Here is a 16314-nt window from a genome sequence, read left to right as displayed (position 1 = left end):
TGGAGGATGAGTTTTGTTCGAAAGTTTACAGAAATGAGCCTCGACGGGGCGACTCATTCATGCCCCGGACTAGCTCGCCTGCTTATGCTCCGAACTGAGGCGGCTCGTTCCCTCTTCCGCCCCGAAGCAGCCGTGATAATCGGCGCAATTCGAGCAAACCGGCGTGGCGCACATCACGAAGCCGTCATTTTCGCACATCAAGCGGTAGATGAAGCGCTTCCAACGCATGTTTTTGTCGTTGCGCGCGGCAAGCGAAGAAAAACGCCTTTCCATCAGACGCGTCAGTTCAGACCTGTTTCGTAAACCAAGGTCTTCCCAAAGATGGTTCGGCTCAAGCGCCCTTCGGGCGATCATCGCGGCGAGCCATTCTCCTTCCGCGTCCCGCGGCGACAGATGCTCGATAAGAATGTCCCGGACGAGTTCGGATTCATCGAGATCGGCGGCGCTGGCGGCAGGCCCGTCGTTCCATGAAAGAGCGGGGCGATCGCCAAAATATTCAGAGATCAGCGCTTCGAGATTTTCTCGGCTTAGCCCCAAACGTTCAGTGAGGGCGCCCGCCTCGGATGCGGCGACGGAGATAATGCAGGCGAATATGTGTCGATCAAAATCTGAGTCGGCGTCGATGCATGCCGCGAGCGGCGCAAGCCCCGTCAAACGACGATAGACATCGGCCGGATCTTCCGGCTTATGCTCGGCAAGATCAAGCGACGTCTCGGCGACTCCAATTTCCGGGATCACGCGTATGTTCACGGCACGATCCAAAGTGCGGACGCGCCGGCCTTCCTCAACAGGAGGCCGGCGCGCAGCTTATGTCGATTAAGCGATGGCCGCGAGTTCAGCGGCGGATTTGCCGATCTGGCTCTCGTCGACCTGCTTCATGATGCCGTGCTCCATGAGCATGTCTTCGAGTTCGTCCATGGTGATCGGGGTCGGGATGATGCCCTTGCCCTGATTGCCATGGACCTTCGTCGCCAGATTGCGGTAGTGGGTCGCTTGAGCCGATTCCGGCGCATATTCCAGAACCGTCATGCGGCGCAGCTCGGCGTGCTGAACGATATTGTCGCGCGGCACGAAATAAATCAGCTGCGTGCCAAGCTTCTTCGCCAGAGCTTCGGCAAGCTCAAGCTCCTTGTCGGTCTGGCGCTCGTTGCAGACCAGGCCGCCCAGGCGCACGCCGCCGGAATTGGCGTATTTCAGAATGCCCTTCGAGATGTTGTTGGCGGCATACATCGCCATCATCTCGCCGGACATGACGATGTAAATCTCCTGCGCCTTGTTCTCGCGGATCGGCATCGCAAAGCCGCCGCAGACAACGTCGCCCAGCACGTCGTAGGACACATAGTCGATGTCCTCGTATGCGCCGTTCTCCTCAAGGAAGTTGATCGAGGTGATGACGCCGCGGCCGGCGCAGCCGACGCCCGGCTCCGGACCGCCAGACTCAACGCAACGAATGTCGCGATAGCCGACCTTCATCACGTCCTCGATCTCGAGGTCCTCGACGCTGCCGGCGTTCGCCGCCAGGCTCAGGATGGTGTCCTGCGCCTTGGCGTGAAGAATAAGGCGCGTCGAATCCGCCTTCGGGTCGCAGCCGACAATCAAAATGCGGTGACCCATCTCCGCAAGCGCGGCCAATGTATTCTGGGACGTCGTCGACTTGCCGATGCCCCCCTTCCCGTAAAACGCGATCTGCCGTAGTGACATCTTCGTCTCCTGCTGTGTAGTTCCAACTCGCGCCCATTCTGGTGGCGCGCCGTTCCGTGAATGTTAGGAAACTCGTCGCGGGTTACGGGAAGGAACACATCGCTCGGCGTGGCGTAGGCGTGCGTTCAGCCCTCACTCGCACGAGCCTCGAAGCAACCGCTGTGCCAGGAGCGACAATGACTCACTTATCATTGAATCAATGTGATTAAATCGGTCTCTCGGGCAGCCTTCGGCGCATGGCGTTGCGTCTCGATGCGCCCTGATTGGGGATGCGTTCAGACAATTGTTGCGTAACTTACGACAATGTTTTTCGAACTCTGGAATGTTTCGCGATCCGCTCGGCGGCCGCATGGAACGGCGATTGCTTGTCAACTTGCGCATAAATGCATCCCCAGGAGAGCGCCACATGCAAATTGGTGTCGAGACGTCAAAGGCTGTCGATCAGCGCCGCGTTTTCGTTGTGGATGAAGACGAGATCACCCGCGCCGCGTTGCAGTTCATGCTTCATGACGAGATCGAAACGCATGAGCTCGCACAAATAGAGGAAGCCTATGAGAAGGGCGCTGATTGGCTAAAGCCCGACGTCATTCTGCTTGGCGCGAGTTTCCTCAAGAGCAGAGGTTTGGAATTGCTCCGAGAAATCGCGGAGCATTTCTCGGATGTGCGGATTCTTGTCGTCTGCGAGCAGGCGGACGAAAAGCTCGCGGTGGAAGGGATGAAGGCCGGCGCGCATGGCGCGCTGGTCAAGCCGCTCAAGATCGAGGCCGTCCGCCAAAAGGTCGACACGGTGCTCGGCCGCGGCGGCGCGAAGCCGCTGTTCCAGCTGGGCGCGCTTTAAACGATTTGTCGCGGGCGAGGGGAGCGCAGGATGACGCCATTGCTTACCGCGAGCGCGATGGGCCAATGCGACGAATTGCGGGCGCTGATCGCGCAAGGCGCCGATCTGCACGCAGTAAACGCCGATGGCAATAATGCGCTCTGGCTTGCGGCGGCCAGCGGGAGTCTCGAGACGATGCAGGCGCTGATCGACGCAGGGATCGCGGTCAATCGCCGCAATCCCGACGGCGCGACGGCGTTGATCTATGCGGCTTCGGCCGGCAAGGCGGATGCGGTGGCGCTGCTGTTGCGGTCGGGCGCCGATCGGTCGCTGGAAACGGTGGACGGGTTCACCGCGCGCGATCTCGCCGCGAATATCGAATGTCTAACCCTGCTGCGCGAGGCGCGCCACCCTCCACGCCCGGATGTGGCCGGCGCGGCGCCTCCGATCGTCTAAGCACGGCGGAAGAGAAGATGAAGATCGACGACATCATCGAAAATTTTGCGCTCCTCGATGATTGGGAGGACCGCTACCGCTATGTGATTGAGCTGGGGCGCGGCTTGCCGCCGCTCGACGAGTCGCTCAAGACCGATGACACCAAAGTCACCGGCTGCGCGAGCCAAGTCTGGCTTTCAATGACAACCGAATATGGCGGCGCGGCGGAGCCGACGCTGACCATTCTCGGCGACAGCGACGCGCATATCGTGCGCGGGCTGGTGGCGATCCTGATCGCCCTCTGCTCGGGGAGAAGCGCGACGGGCATATTGGAAACGGATCCCTTGGCGCTATTCGAACGTTTGGGTCTGAAGGAGCATCTGACGCCGCAACGATCGAACGGGTTTCGTTCAATGGTCGCGAGGATCCGCGCTGAGGCGCACGTCGCCAGGGAGGCGACGCGCGCGCTTTCGTAAGGGTCGGATGGGTTGCGCCGTCAGCGCGTCAGGATCATGACCAGACGGTCGACGCGGCGGCCTTCCTTAAGATGCGAGGTGAAGATTTCATCGACATCCTCTGGCGTGGTGGGCCTGTACCAGATGCCCTCCGGATAGACGACCATTAATGGTCCCGCGGAACAAAACCCCATGCAGCCGGCTGCGGTGAATCCGATTTCGCCGCCGCCCTCGGCTTCGACGCGCTTGCCTAGACGATCCCACAGCGGCTGAGCGCCATTCGCGCCGCAGCTGCCGCGCGGATGGTTCGGCGGTCTTTGCGTGAAACAGGCGAAGACGTGACGTTTGTAAAGTTGAGGAATCTCGAATTCATCATCCGCTTCTTCCGACATTGCACATTCACCTCTTGACGACGCGCCTCACGCTCTGACGCGCAAATTTCCCGACAAATTTTTCGAGGCGGTCCAATGAATCGAAGCAAGTTCCAGTCCAAGGCTTCGCAATTGGCGCGCGCTTTGCTTGAACGAGGAGAAATGAAGCGCCGGCACATTGGCGCGATGGCAATCCATGCGGGCGCACGGTTCATCCTTTTAAACGTCCAGAACCGTCCATGCGCACGCCAAGAGACGGAAGAGAACAGTGGACACACAGATCGTGCCGCGCCCTGCCGTTGAGACCGCCGGCGGCGACGCGGGTTCAAGGCGCCGGCCAGAGGCGAAAGAGCTGTATGAAGCGGTCGTCGCCGCCCTGCGCACAGTGTTCGATCCGGAGATACCGGTGAACATTTATGATCTAGGTCTCGTGTATAGAGTCGACATTGTCGATCGGCGCCATGTCGATGTCGACATGACATTGACCGCGCCGGGGTGTCCGGTCGCCGGCGAGATGATGAACATGGCGAAACGGGCCATCGACGGGGTCGAGGGCGTCGAGAGCGCCAAAGTCAATCTCGTTTTCGATCCCCCGTGGAATCAGGACATGATGTCTGAAGAAGCCAAATTGGAGCTTGGCTTTCTTTAAAGATCGCGGCGGCGACCTTGACGATTGTCAAAGGCATGGAATTCGCAAGGCCGCGTCATAAAGCGACGACTGCTGACCTGCTCTTTCACGGAAAGCATCGCCATTGTGAAGATGCGAGGCTGTCATCATGATTGAACTTACCTCTCAAGACGGACACTCCTTCCCAGCCTATCGGGCCGATCCGGCCGAGACGCCGAAAGGCGCGGTCGTCGTCCTCCAGGATTATCTTGGAATCAGCGACCACATCCGTAAGCAGGCGGACGACTTCGCCGCGAAGGGTTATGTCGCGATTGCGCCATCGCTGTTTCAGCGCGCGCAAAAGGCCGAGGCCGCGAGCGCCGCCGAAGGCGCCGAAATCGCAAAATCGGTCCCGATCGAAGCGGCCTTGCTGGATGTCCAGGCGGCGGTGGACTCGGTCAAGGGCTCCGGCAAAGTCGCCCTCGTCGGATATAGCTGGGGCGGATATGTCGCTTATGTTTCCGCGAACAGGCTGCAGGATGTCGCCTGCGCCATCGGCTATTATGCCGCCGGCCTGACGGAGGAACATTCGGAGAAGCGCAAGATTCCGACGCTGCTGCATTTTCCCGAAGAAGACCCCTCGACGCCTTTGGAGGGAATGATGCAGTTTCGAGCGACGCGGCCGGATGTCAGCGCCTTTTCCTATCCCAAGGTGAAGGATGGCTTCAATTTTACCACCGCCGAGAATTTCGACGCGGAAGCCGCCGAACGCGCCAGCGAACGCACATTCTTCTGGATTTCGCAGTTCGTCGAAGGTCAACCACCGGTCACGCTGAAGAACGCCGGCGCTTACGCACAGGCCAAGACCGATAAGAAAAAGAAAAAGAAGGAAGACGACGACATGGGTCCGCCCATGGAATGAAGTCTTGCGACGCCGGCGGCGTCGCGCCGCGCTATCCAAACTAAAGAAGGCAGATGGCGGACGCTATTCTTCTTTCAGATCGCGGGTTGATCGAGATTACGGGCGCGGAAGCGACCGAGTTCCTGCATAATCTCGTCACCAATGACATTCGCTCTCTTGCCGGGAGGGAGACGCGCTTTGCCGCGCTCTTAACCCCTCAGGGCAAGATTATCTGCGACTTCTTCGTCTATCGGGAGCAGGGCGCCGAAGGCGATCGCCTGCTGCTCGATTGTCCGCTTGCGCTGACGGCCGAACTGCTTCGTCGATTCGAGCGCTATCGGCTGCGTTCAAAGGTCGCCTTCGCCGATTTGAGCGCCGCGCACGAAATTGTCGCTTATCTCGATGGCGCGGCCCCTGAGGAAAGCGTCGTCGCGGCGGCTCCGGACCCGCGTTCGCCCAAATTGGGGTGGCGCGCGATTATGCGCAAAGGGACTTCGGCCGCTCGCGGCGACCGCGATATCTATGAGGCGATGAGAATCGCCGCCGGCGTTCCCGATGGTCTTGTCGACTTCGATTATGGCGGGGTTTTCCCCCATGAAGCGAATATGGACCGTCTATCCGGGCTGGACTTCAAGAAGGGCTGCTATGTCGGCCAGGAGGTCGTATCGCGCATGCAGCACCGCACGACGGTGAGAAAACGGGTCTCGCGATTCACCTCGAGAAGCGCTGCGCCGGCTCAAGGGTCGCAGGTCTTCATCGGCGGCGTGGATATCGGCGTGACGGGTTCTCATGCCGGCGCCGACGGACTGGCGTTTATCCGCATCGACCGACTCTGCGAATTGCTCGACGCCGGCCATACGGCGGAGGCGGCTGGAGTAGCGCTCGACTTCGACTCACAGTCCTGAATTTACAATGCCTGAATTTCGAATGCCTGAATTTTGAATGGAGCGGCCCGTCATGGCGCGCCCGGCGGGGCGCGCCGCGTCGGTCTCGCCCGATTACGCTTTGGCGCTTTGCTTATGAGGGATGTTCTCCTTGTCGAGGAGCGCCCCCAATTCTCCGGTCGAAAACATCTCGCGGGTAATGTCGCATCCACCGACAAATTCGCCTTTGACGTATAGTTGCGGAATTGTCGGCCAATTCGAAAAGGCCTTGATGCCTTCGCGAATTTCCCCATCCGCGAGAACATTCACCGCATTGTAAGATGCGCCGATCTGATTGAGAATCTGAACGACTTGCATCGAGAAGCCGCATTGGGGCGCCTGGGGCGTTCCTTTCATAAACAATACGATATCTGCGCTCGCGACCACTTCTTTGATCCGGTTGATGGTGTCGGACATCTTCTGCTCCAGCATGAATTCCGTTTTGTGTCGACTAAGGCGCTTGCGTGGTCAGCGCCAACGCATGCAGTTCGCCGCCAAGCTTGCCAGCCAGCGCCGCATTGACCAATTGGTGCTGGCGCACCCGGCTCAGCCCCTTGAACGCCGACGAGGTGACGGTCGCGGACCAATGATCATTGTCATCGGCGAGCGCGGTCAGTTCCACCACGGCGTCCGGCAGCGCCGCTTTGATCAGGCTTTCGATATTCTCCGCAGACATCGGCATGGTCATTCCTTCCGGCTCAATTGTTCGAAACTTGACAAGATTTGCCAATTCGAACCGCGCTCGGTCCGGTTAGGAAGCAATAAGGGCGCCTGATTGTTCCAACGCATTTTTTTTGCATAAGTGCGACGCTTGGCGCTATTGACCAAGTATTGGCGAACGATAGGGTCGCGCCGTTCGCTGAATGGCCAAACAACATCAAGAAGCGAGGGTTAGGAAATGATCCGTGAATTTTTGTACAAGGGAGAAACGTTCAGAGTGAACGCCCATGGCGCCGCAGGTCATGAAGAGGTGTTTATCATCCATCTCGTCGACGGCGAGGAAATGGGCGAAATATCCATCGATCGCATGACCGAGGAAAACGACACGAGCGCTCCCATCGACGCGATTTGCATCATGCTGTGCGACAAGCTCATCGCCGAGCAGGATATCCAATGCGCTGATACGTCCGCACCGTTCGAATGGGTTGAGGGCAAGCGTCTGCGCGATGTGCTTCCGAGCAATGATGACGCCGCCGCCGCAAATTGATTGAGCGGATCGAAATTCGGTTGCTTGCTTGGACATTCTGACTGTTTGGCAGGGGGCGATGGTCGGCGCGAGTCGCGCTCCCTGCGAGCTTCTTTTCGGCGGGCTTTGTCCTCGGCTCTGATTGAATTCGAATAGCGACGCCGCGAGCGACCGCGCTACGCATCCCCAAATTGCGCAGGGACGGGCCGGTTCGGCTGTTGAGAATAGCGCCGGATCATTGAAAAGAGGCGCTGACCGCCGTCATTCGGCGCGCGCATGAGCGCGAGGCCAAGGATTCCGTCAAGCCCAGGGCGCGAAATGTTACGACGTCCCGTCGCGCACAATTGGCGACCGCTGAAAGGCGGGAGACTGAGTGAGGTTATTGTCTTCAGGATAGTTTTCTGGGGGAACGGCGATCCCGCCCGCGGGCAGGGGCGTGGAGAGATATTGATATTGGAGCGGGCCGAAAGGTTCGATTTCGACGTCCGCCGGCAATTCCCCGCGATTCCATCCTCCGCCCAGAGCGCGAACGAGTTCGACAGACGACGTAATCAGGCGCGTCTTCACTTTAATGGCGTCGATACGCGCGGTGAGCGTCGCCACTTGCGCGTAGATGAGTTCAAGGCTGGTGCCCAGCCCGCCGCGATAGAGATCCATCGTGAGACTTTGAGTCAGGAGATTTGCGGCGACGGTTTCGTCGAGCTTCTTTGCAGCAGCGCTCAGGCGCCTGGTCAAACTCAGGCCGTTCTCGACTTCTCTGAAGGCGTTCAGCACTGTCGAGCGGTATTTGTCCTCTCGCTCTCGATAGACCGACCAAGACTGCTGCAATTGCGCGCGGCGTAGGCCTCCTTCGAAAACAGGGAGAGAGATCATCGATCCATAGGACCAGAAGCTGTTGGTCAGCTTGAGGAGGTTCATCGCGTGATCCTCAAAGCCTCCGTCGAGCCGGAATTCGACCTTGGGGAAAAACGCGGCGCGGGCGATGCCTATTTCTCGGTTCGCCTGCGCCATTTCACGCTCCGCCGCGGCGATGTCGGGACGTCGCTCGAGCAGCGTCGACGGAATCTTCTGCGGGATTCTCAAGGGCGTGATCTTAAAGGAGCCGGCGGCGCCCACTTTGAAACTTGCCGGCGCCGTGTTGACCAGAATGGCGAGCGCATGCTCGACGACTTCGCGCTCGCCTTGTATTTCGAGGAGCTTCGCTTCGGTGCCGGTCAGAAGCGCCTTGGCGCGCGCCACATCGAGCTCCGAGGCGATCTTGCCCTCGAACTGCTCGTTCACGATCGTGAGCGACTTCCTGTAATAGTCGATGGACTGCTTATAGGTCGCGACCTGGGCGTCGTAGCCGCGCAGTGTAAAATAGTCAGACGCGATCTCCGCCTGGAGGCTCAAACGCGCCAGCGCAAATTCAGCGGCGCGCCGCTCGGCGCGATAGGTCTGGGCGCGAGTTTCGTTGCGAATGGCATACCAAAAATCCGGCTCCCAGGAGGCGATTCCGACATCCGAAACCGAGACGTCATGAATCGGCGAGTCGGGCGCGCGAAACAGCGCGTTTTCGGATTGCTTGTTGTCGGAGCCGCCAAATCCGAGACCTAGTCGAGGAAAAAGCCGCGACTGCGCTTTCATCATGATGTCGCGCGCCTGCACGAAGCGTTCGGCCGCCGCCTGCAAGTCGGGATTGGCGGCCATCGCCTGCATTTCCAGCCTGTCGAGGACAGGCTCGCGAAAAAGCCTCCACCAGTCCGTGCGTATTTCCGCATCCGAGGGGCGGGCCTCGACGAAGGGGCTGGAGCCATGCCAGGACGCAGGCACGATGAGTTCCGGCGGTTCGTACGCCGGGGCGAGGTCGACGCCGGGCAGGGCGTTACAGCCGGACAGGATCGAAGCGGAAACAAGCGAAATACAGCGCCCGAATTTTTTTCTCGATCTACGACGCATCTAATCCCTCGTTTGAGGCGCTCGTCTCTCCAAACCAACGACCAGGGCCAAGGGCCCTAAAATCTTGGTCTATCTCTCTCTTACGCGAGCATGCGCCCTTCGGCGATTCGCGCTCTTCGCCAAGGGCCTCAGTTGAGTTCCTCCGGATTGATCTCATAGCCATTCGCCGGTTGAACGATCCGCACCTTGTCGCCCTCGAGCAATGCGGCGCTCGGATTGCTAATCAGCCGATCAGTTTTTGAAAGCCCTCCCGAAATCTCAATTCTGCCGTCGAGCACCCTGACGATTTTTATCGGTTTAAAGTGAACGCGATCATCTTCTCCAACAATCGCGACTTGCGCGCCATGCTCTTGAAAAACGAGCGCGCTCGAAGGAATCGTCAGATTTTTGGCGTCCAGTGGAACGGTAAGAGTAACTGATGCGTAGGACCCTGGCCAGAGCGACTTGTCTTCATTGTCGATGGTGAATTCCGTAACCGCCGTGCGCGTATTGGGATCGAAACCGCCGGCGACCGTGAGAAATTCGGCCTTGAAATGGCGATTGGCGAATTGCGGAACGGTGACGTTCGCGGTCAGGCCGGGCTTTAATAGTTGGCCGAACGCTTCCGGAACCGAGATGAAGAGACGCATCTTGTGGATGTCCGCGACCGAAAACAGATTGGTCACGGCGCTGCGGTCGCTAATATTGCCTTCCTTGTTGATATAGTCGCCGACATTGATATTGCGCGAGGTGACGACCCCGTCGTAAGGCGCGACGATGGTTTTGAATTGCAGCTGGGCGACAAAATTATTGACGTTATGTTCGGCGGCCTCGAGATCGGCCTTCGCCTTTTTCTCATTCGCTTCCTGGACGGAGATCGACTGTTCGGAAACTGCATGCGACTTTCGCAACGCGACCCAGCGCTGCGCCGAAACAACGGCGAGATTATATTGAGCGCGCTGCGCTTCCAATGAAGCCTTCGCTTGAGAATATTGCGCGTCGAGCGTCGGCGTATTGATTTCGGCGAGGATGTCGCCCTTCTTCACCTTCGCCCCGTAATCCTTATACCACATTTTCACATAGCCTGAGACCTGCGCGTAGATCGGCGCCTGGAACCAAGCTTCGATGTTTCCCGGAAGAACGATTGTCTCGGTCGGCGATCCAGGCTTCGGGTTCACCACCGCGACCGTGGGCACCGCATTTTCCAGCGTTTCCTGCTGCAGCAGAGTCGACGCGTGATGACGCGCATAGAATTCATAGGCGATGAACAGCGCGAAAGCTGACAGCGCGGCCCAAACCGCCGGTCTTCCTCGCACGTTCGTCTTCACATTTGCGATACGCAGAAGATCCGCTTTCATCAGAGGCTCTCGGTCTTGTTCGAGTGACGATGGTACACCATCGCGTAAACGCAGGGGACGAAGAAGAGAGTCGCGAAGGTCGCGACAGTGAGGCCGCCAATCACCGCGCGGCCAAGCGGCGCGTTTTGTGAGTTGGCCATCGACATCGGCAACATGCCGATAATCATCGCTGACGCCGTCATGATAACCGGACGAATGCGGGCGTAGCCCGCTTCCAATGCAGCGGTCAGGGCGTCGCCATGCAATTCAAGCCGCTCACGCGCGTAGGACACCACAAGAATCGAATTCGCCGTCGCCGTTCCCATGCACATGATTGCTCCCGTCAGCGCCGGCACCGAAATATTCGTGTGGGTCAAGAACAGCGACCACGCAATTCCGGCGAGCGCGCCGGGCAAAGCGGTGATGATGATGAAAGGGTCGAGCCAGGACTGGAAATTGACGACGATCAGCAGATAGATCAGCACGATCGACGCGAGCAGGCCGCCGACGAGCTCCAAATAGGCGGCGTGCATCGTTTCCGCCTGTCCGCGAATCTCAAGAGCGGCGCCGCGCGGCAGTTCCTTCTCCATTTCGTCCGAGACTTTCTTCACGTCGGCGAGCACGCCGCCAAGGTCGCGGGTTTCAGCGGACACGTAAATATTGAAGAGCGGCATGATATTGGCGTGAGAGACGACGCCCGGCGTTCCCTTGACTGACAAGGACGCGGCGCTGCCAAGGAGTTGCAACGTCGCTCCCGAGGGATCGAGATCTCCTTTGTCGACAGGAATCGTCATCAAATTCTGGACCTTCGTCATCTCATATTGCGGCGTATAGACATTGATCTGATAGGAGTTACCGCTTTTCTGATCCAACCAGAACACTTGGTCGACCTGTTGGCTGCCCGAGAGAGTCATCAGCAGATTGTCGGCAATGTCCTTTTCGGTGAGCTGAATGCCGAGCCCGAGGCTTCTGTTGCCCTCCACGAGAAGGGTCGGCGTTCGCATGGTTTGCTGGATCACGACGTCGACAGCGCCATTGATCTTGGTGATCTTGCTTGCGAGTTTTCGCGCAAACTCATAGCTCTCCATGGCCTCGCCGCCATTGATCTGCACATCGATCGGCGAAGGCGAGCCGAAATTGAGAATTTTTGCGGTCAGATCGGCGGGCTGGAACGTAAATTCCGTCCCAGGATAGCGTTCCTTCAGACCTTTGCGAAGAATGCGTCGGAAATCCCATACCGGCGACACTTCATCCTTTAACGCAATGGTCATGTCGCAATCCTGCGGCCCGATCGTCGGCGTCGGGATAAACGCCAGATTATGCGGGCCGACCGGAAGGCCGCAGTTGCTGACGATGCCTTCGACCTGATCGGGCAGGAGCCGTTTGATGTCCTCCGAGATCAAAGACGCGATGCGTCCCGTCACCTCGATGCGCGTTCCAAGCGGCAGGCGCACATGCATCTGCAGCGTGCCGGATTTGATCTCTGGAAAAAACTCCTGGCCATTGGTGAAGAACAATCCAGCCGACGCCACCGCGGCGGCGAGGAATATGGCGACGAACCGACGGCGATTTTGCAGCGTGCTGCGGAGTCGCTCGGAGTAGCGCTCGCGCATCCTTTGGAATCCGCGTTCGAAGCCTTCCTGAATTCGCCCCAAGAATCCTTTGTGCTCATGCAACCGCTGATCCACCTCAGGGAGAGGAACCGCAAAGTGAGACAAGCCCCCATCCCCCGCTAGAGCGCTCAGTTCCGCGTCCCTATTGGCGAGAGCTTCGATTTCCGCCGCGGTCGGAAACTTTCTCTGGCCGGCCAGCGCCAAGACGAGATCATCCTTGTCTTCGCGGCCGGCATCGGCGGAATGCGGCGCGCCATGGTCGACAAGAAGATATTTCGCCATTGTCGGCACCAATGTGCGCGACAGAATGAAGGAGGCGATCATCGCGAACATCACCGCCTCGGCCATGGGCGTGAAGAGCCAGCCGGAGACGCCAGTCAGTTCGAACAGGGGAAACCAGACGATGATGATACAGGCCGTCGACACAAAGGTCGGGATGACGATCTGATTGGCCGCGTCGATGATCGCCGTTTCGAGCGGCTTCCCCATCTCGATATGGGTGTCGATATTCTCGATCATCACCGTGGCGTCGTCGACCAATATGCCGACGGCGAGCGCCAATCCGCCGAGTGTCATGACATTGATCGTCTGACCCATCCAATGCAGGCCGATGATGGCGCTCAAAATCGACAGCGGAATCGACGTCGCGATGATCACCGTGGCGCGCCAGGATCCAAGAAACAACAGGACGACAAGGCCGGTCAGCGCGGAGGCGAGCGCCATTTCGCGCAACACGTCCTTGATCGAATCCTTGACGAAAACCGAAGCGTCGTTCAGCAGTTCGACTTTGACGCCAGGGGGCGCGATTTCCTCGATGCGCGGGATCGCTTTTCTGATCCCTTCCACGACATCAAGCGTCGACGCCTCGCCGCTCTTCATGACGACAATCAACACGGATTGTTTGCCGTCGACTAGAACCGCGTTGATCTGCGGCGGCCCGCCGAGGCGCACGTCGGCGACATCGCGCATGTAGACAGTGGCGTTTCCGACACGCTTGATCGGGATGTTGTTGAAATCTTCCACCTGCATCGGCGTCGCATTGGTCTGCACCAGCCAATCCGTCGCGTGCAGCTTCATGTCGCCCGCCGGCAGCACGATGCTCTGATTGCCGAGCGCATTATGAACGTCGGTCGCGGTCAAATGCCGCGCCAGGAGCTTTTGCTGATCAAGAGACACCAGCAGCTGCTTGTCCTGGCCGCCATAGGGATGCGGCAGAATCGCCCCCGGGATCATGACCAGAAACGGCCTGATTTTGTTTTTTGCCAGATTGTAGAGATCGGCCGGGGTAAGATTCTCGGCGGTGACCTTCACCATCGCGACCGGCACCGACGACGCTTCCAATCTCATCACCATCGGCGGCGAAATGTCCGGCGGCAGCGCCTTTGTCACCGTCTGGGAAATTGAGTCGATATCGGCCTCCGCGGCGGCGAGGTCGATGCCCGGTTGGAGAAAAATCTTGGTGATGCTGCTGCCGTAATAGGACTGGCTTTCGAGGTGTTCGATGCCTTCCACATTCGACGTCAAAGCGCGTTCATAATAGTAAGTGATGCGACCTGACACTTCCTTCGGGAGGAGTCCTGCATAGGACCAAACAACGGCCACGACCGGAATTTTGATATTTGGAAAGACGTCTGTCGGCGTTTTAAATATCGCCATTATCCCGAACAGAACGATGCAGATCGAAAGAACCACGAACGTATAGGGACGTCTCAGAGCGATAACGACAACACCATTCACTGCGCAACTCCGTCGAGCGTCGAACCGGCATAGATATTGAGCAGGGCTATAACCCGAATATCGTGAAACGATGTTTCTGGAATTTGTATGCTCGGAAGTTTTTTCATGTCATCGGTAGCCTGCCAAATCCTGGAGAGAACCGTCCGACAAGCCAAATTCTCGTTCCATCCGCTGGCGCGTCGAGTTCTACCGCGTCGCTATCGCCCTCGATGGGGCCGAAACGGTCCAGTTGCTTGACGAAATATATGTCGTGCCGGAGAGATCGGGTAGTCGCGTTTGATGCGCCAATGCGATCCGGCCGCGGCGGATTGGCGCATCGAAGGGCGGGGCTCGTGAGAATCTGGGCGCGGATTGTCGCGTGGCCGGGCTCGCCGCTCGCGTAGGGGCTTGCGGCCGCGTCCGCTCAAGCATCCGAGCGGCGGCGGCTGCGCGCCTCTATGCTTGGCATGGTGGGAAAGGGCGGCCGAATTCCTTCGACGAAGATTGCAGCTTCGAATGATCGGCGCTTAACTCGGCTAAACCGGAGACTGCTTGCATTCCGCTGAAATTTTCACGTTCGCGCCATATCGCGTCGTGACCGGCGTTTTTTCCGCGAGCGCCATTTGCTTGGTCATTTTGCATGCGTCCATATCGGCCGCATCAAGCGTTTCCGTGTCGATGACCTGACCGCCCAGCAGATATGCAATGACCAACACCGTCTTCATGGATCGGCCTCCGTCCCAGCTAATTACCGATTGCTCATTTCCTCATAGGATAGTGGCTGCGCTGCAGCGCAGTATGACTGTATCTTTTCTGATTTGTTGATTTCAGAAACCAAGGGCCCGCGCCGCAGCCACATATGTGGCGCGATGCAAAAAATGGGTTCGGGCCGCAACTTACTTTGTGGCTGCAAGACAAGCCGATGCCGCGCGGCGGCGTGCTCCGGCGAGAGCTGGACGCCGGCCGATCGGCGAGTGCGCGTGGTGGCCTCAAAGTCACAGCCTCAGAGAAAAGAAATCGGCCATTGACTTGGCGAGTTGCGACTCGCGGCGATAAGTGATCATAAGACTTGATATTTTAGGACGCGTTGTCCCGCGTTTGCAGTTCTTTTGCAGTACCGACCATGTTTGAACGTTACAAAAAACTGATGAGACCCATCTCTGTTCTGGTCGCCATGAGCATCGCTGCGTCTGGCGTTGCGTGCTGCCTTCCCATCGAGGCGCAAGGCCTGCTCGGCCATCCCAACAAAAAGGCATTGTTTTACGCTGTCGTTCGCGGCGTTCAGTGCGAGATACGAAAAGCCGTCTACGAACAGGTAAATGATTCAAAATTTGGCGATCGCTTGGACTGGCTCAGGCATTGGTCCTCGCTCATGCATTTCAAATTCACTTTTGACACGATGGGCTCTTTCAATCCGGGCGTCACCTTTCACACGCCAAATCTTCCCCTCGCACATGTCTGGCATGCGCCCGACATCTTCGAGGATCAGACGATGACATTGCCGAGGAACGCGCCGCAGGGCTATGACTTCAGTCTCGGCGCGGGGGTGTCGGCTGATGCGGTCCGGGTGGAGGACGTAGAATTCTTCTATCCGTTCAATAAGGATTATTGGGCCAGAGCCGAGCGAGATCCGCCAGGAGAAGGCTGCTACCACATTGGCGGCTTCACGATCGGCGGCGATCTGAAGCTGCGGGATTGGCTCGACGACGTGCTGGAGCCGATAAAGCGCTGCGCTTTCATTGGCGTCCCGGCGCGGCAGTCGCCCGTCGTTCCGATTCTCGGTTACGACATCGGCGCGGAAAGTGAAGAATCTGAATGTCCCAAACGGTACATAAGGGATTTGGGATATTCCAAGGATAATCCGATAAAGACCTTTTCGCATGATGTGTCTTTCATCATCGAATTCTCGGCGAATGCGACGCCAGCATGGAACCTTGTCCGCATATCGAGTTCAACGGCGCCGTTGTTTGCCGCCAGGCGCAAAGACGCCTTCGAGTTGAGCATCACGCTCGGCTCGCCCGATACGGAAACTATGATCGCGAGAAAAGAGCAGGGCGACTGGGTGCATTACTTGCCCGTCGGGTCGGTTCGACCGTCGCAATCAATGATCAATCGCGACCTCTCGATGCAGATCGGTTCCGCGGTGAGGGACGCTTTGCGTCAATGATCGCCCGAGAAGGCGAGAGTCGGCTGGCGGCGGGCCTGGCTTTTCCCGCGAATAGCTGTGAAGCTTCAGGCGTTGATTGAGGGTTAGCTCAGCCGCTCTGCGCTGAAGCCATTTCACGATAGCCGCGTTTACTGCGGGGACGAATTGGTTCCTGGCCCGGATTTAGCT

General features: G+C 58.3%; 17 protein-coding genes. 8 read left to right on the top strand and 9 right to left on the bottom strand.

What is annotated here, in order from left to right:
• Positions 1 to 69 precede the first annotated feature (69 nt).
• Positions 70 to 750 carry a nitrogen fixation protein NifQ gene (locus U1E20_RS08520; protein ID WP_409980164.1) on the bottom strand — a complete coding sequence of 227 codons (681 nt, stop codon included), beginning with the start codon at positions 748 to 750 and terminating at the stop codon, positions 70 to 72.
• Between the two features lie 66 nt (positions 751 to 816).
• Complete coding sequence (gene nifH, locus U1E20_RS08515) at positions 817 to 1701, bottom strand: nitrogenase iron protein (protein WP_409980163.1); 885 nt, start codon at positions 1699 to 1701, stop codon at positions 817 to 819.
• Positions 1702 to 2107: 406 nt separating this feature from the next.
• On the opposite strand from nifH, the gene U1E20_RS08510 reads away from it, so the two are divergent.
• The 3 genes from U1E20_RS08510 to U1E20_RS08500 are packed head-to-tail and all read left to right on the top strand — an operon-like array spanning position 2108 to position 3429.
• Entirely contained in the window at positions 2108 to 2539 is a 432-nt protein-coding gene (locus tag U1E20_RS08510; RefSeq protein ID WP_409980162.1) for a response regulator, read from the top strand.
• Positions 2540 to 2569: 30 nt separating this feature from the next.
• On the top strand, positions 2570 to 2974 hold the full coding sequence (locus U1E20_RS08505) for an ankyrin repeat domain-containing protein (RefSeq protein WP_409980161.1): 405 nt from the start codon (positions 2570 to 2572) through the stop codon (positions 2972 to 2974).
• A 17-nt stretch (positions 2975 to 2991) separates the two neighbouring features.
• Positions 2992 to 3429 carry a SufE family protein gene (locus U1E20_RS08500; RefSeq protein WP_409980160.1) on the top strand — a complete coding sequence of 146 codons (438 nt, stop codon included), beginning with the start codon at positions 2992 to 2994 and terminating at the stop codon, positions 3427 to 3429.
• Between the two features lie 20 nt (positions 3430 to 3449).
• On the opposite strand, the gene U1E20_RS08495 is transcribed toward U1E20_RS08500, so the two are convergent.
• Positions 3450 to 3800, bottom strand: coding sequence for a (2Fe-2S) ferredoxin domain-containing protein (locus U1E20_RS08495; RefSeq protein WP_409980159.1), 351 nt, complete (start codon positions 3798 to 3800; stop codon positions 3450 to 3452).
• Between the two features lie 247 nt (positions 3801 to 4047).
• On the opposite strand from U1E20_RS08495, the gene U1E20_RS08490 reads away from it, so the two are divergent.
• The 3 genes from U1E20_RS08490 (at position 4048) to U1E20_RS08480 (ending at position 6192) form a co-directional block, all read left to right on the top strand.
• Entirely contained in the window at positions 4048 to 4428 is a 381-nt protein-coding gene (locus U1E20_RS08490; RefSeq protein WP_409980158.1) for an SUF system Fe-S cluster assembly protein, read from the top strand.
• A gap of 127 nt (positions 4429 to 4555) precedes the next feature.
• Positions 4556 to 5308, top strand: a complete 753-nt coding sequence (locus U1E20_RS08485) for a dienelactone hydrolase family protein (protein ID WP_409980157.1) — start codon at positions 4556 to 4558, stop codon at positions 5306 to 5308.
• A gap of 53 nt (positions 5309 to 5361) precedes the next feature.
• Positions 5362 to 6192 carry a YgfZ/GcvT domain-containing protein gene (locus tag U1E20_RS08480; RefSeq protein ID WP_409980156.1) on the top strand — a complete coding sequence of 277 codons (831 nt, stop codon included), beginning with the start codon at positions 5362 to 5364 and terminating at the stop codon, positions 6190 to 6192.
• Positions 6193 to 6285: 93 nt separating this feature from the next.
• On the opposite strand, the gene grxD is transcribed toward U1E20_RS08480, so the two are convergent.
• Both grxD and U1E20_RS08470 read right to left on the bottom strand, forming a co-directional pair.
• The gene (gene grxD, locus U1E20_RS08475) at positions 6286 to 6627 is read right to left on the bottom strand and encodes a Grx4 family monothiol glutaredoxin (RefSeq protein WP_409980155.1); all 342 of its coding nucleotides are present in this window, start codon (positions 6625 to 6627) and stop codon (positions 6286 to 6288) included.
• Between the two features lie 34 nt (positions 6628 to 6661).
• Positions 6662 to 6892, bottom strand: coding sequence for a BolA family protein (locus tag U1E20_RS08470; RefSeq protein ID WP_409980154.1), 231 nt, complete (start codon positions 6890 to 6892; stop codon positions 6662 to 6664).
• Positions 6893 to 7108: 216 nt separating this feature from the next.
• Here U1E20_RS08470 and U1E20_RS08465 point away from each other — a divergent pair, with 216 nt between their 5' ends.
• Positions 7109 to 7417 (top strand): hypothetical protein, encoded by a 309-nt coding sequence (locus tag U1E20_RS08465; protein WP_409980153.1) that lies wholly within the window; start codon positions 7109 to 7111, stop codon positions 7415 to 7417.
• 300 nt (positions 7418 to 7717) lie between these two features.
• Here the strand turns inward: U1E20_RS08465 and U1E20_RS08460 are convergent, their stop codons facing one another.
• The 4 genes from U1E20_RS08460 to U1E20_RS08445 form a co-directional block, all read right to left on the bottom strand.
• Positions 7718 to 9334 (bottom strand): efflux transporter outer membrane subunit, encoded by a 1617-nt coding sequence (locus U1E20_RS08460; RefSeq protein WP_409980152.1) that lies wholly within the window; start codon positions 9332 to 9334, stop codon positions 7718 to 7720.
• A gap of 128 nt (positions 9335 to 9462) precedes the next feature.
• Complete coding sequence (locus U1E20_RS08455; protein WP_409980151.1) at positions 9463 to 10671, bottom strand: efflux RND transporter periplasmic adaptor subunit; 1209 nt, start codon at positions 10669 to 10671, stop codon at positions 9463 to 9465.
• Complete coding sequence (locus U1E20_RS08450) at positions 10671 to 14000, bottom strand: efflux RND transporter permease subunit (protein WP_409980150.1); 3330 nt, start codon at positions 13998 to 14000, stop codon at positions 10671 to 10673. The genes U1E20_RS08455 and U1E20_RS08450 overlap by 1 nt, the downstream gene beginning before the upstream one ends.
• Before the next feature lie 515 nt (positions 14001 to 14515).
• Positions 14516 to 14704 (bottom strand): hypothetical protein, encoded by a 189-nt coding sequence (locus tag U1E20_RS08445; RefSeq protein ID WP_409980149.1) that lies wholly within the window; start codon positions 14702 to 14704, stop codon positions 14516 to 14518.
• A 422-nt stretch (positions 14705 to 15126) separates the two neighbouring features.
• On the opposite strand from U1E20_RS08445, the gene U1E20_RS08440 reads away from it, so the two are divergent.
• Positions 15127 to 16146, top strand: a complete 1020-nt coding sequence (locus U1E20_RS08440; protein WP_409980148.1) for a hypothetical protein — start codon at positions 15127 to 15129, stop codon at positions 16144 to 16146.
• The last annotated feature ends 168 nt before the right edge of the window (positions 16147 to 16314 follow it).

Source organism: Methylocystis sp. (genome assembly GCF_046349115.1).
Taxonomy (GTDB): domain Bacteria; phylum Pseudomonadota; class Alphaproteobacteria; order Rhizobiales; family Beijerinckiaceae; genus Methylocystis.
This window is presented reverse-complemented; position numbering and strand designations above follow the sequence as displayed.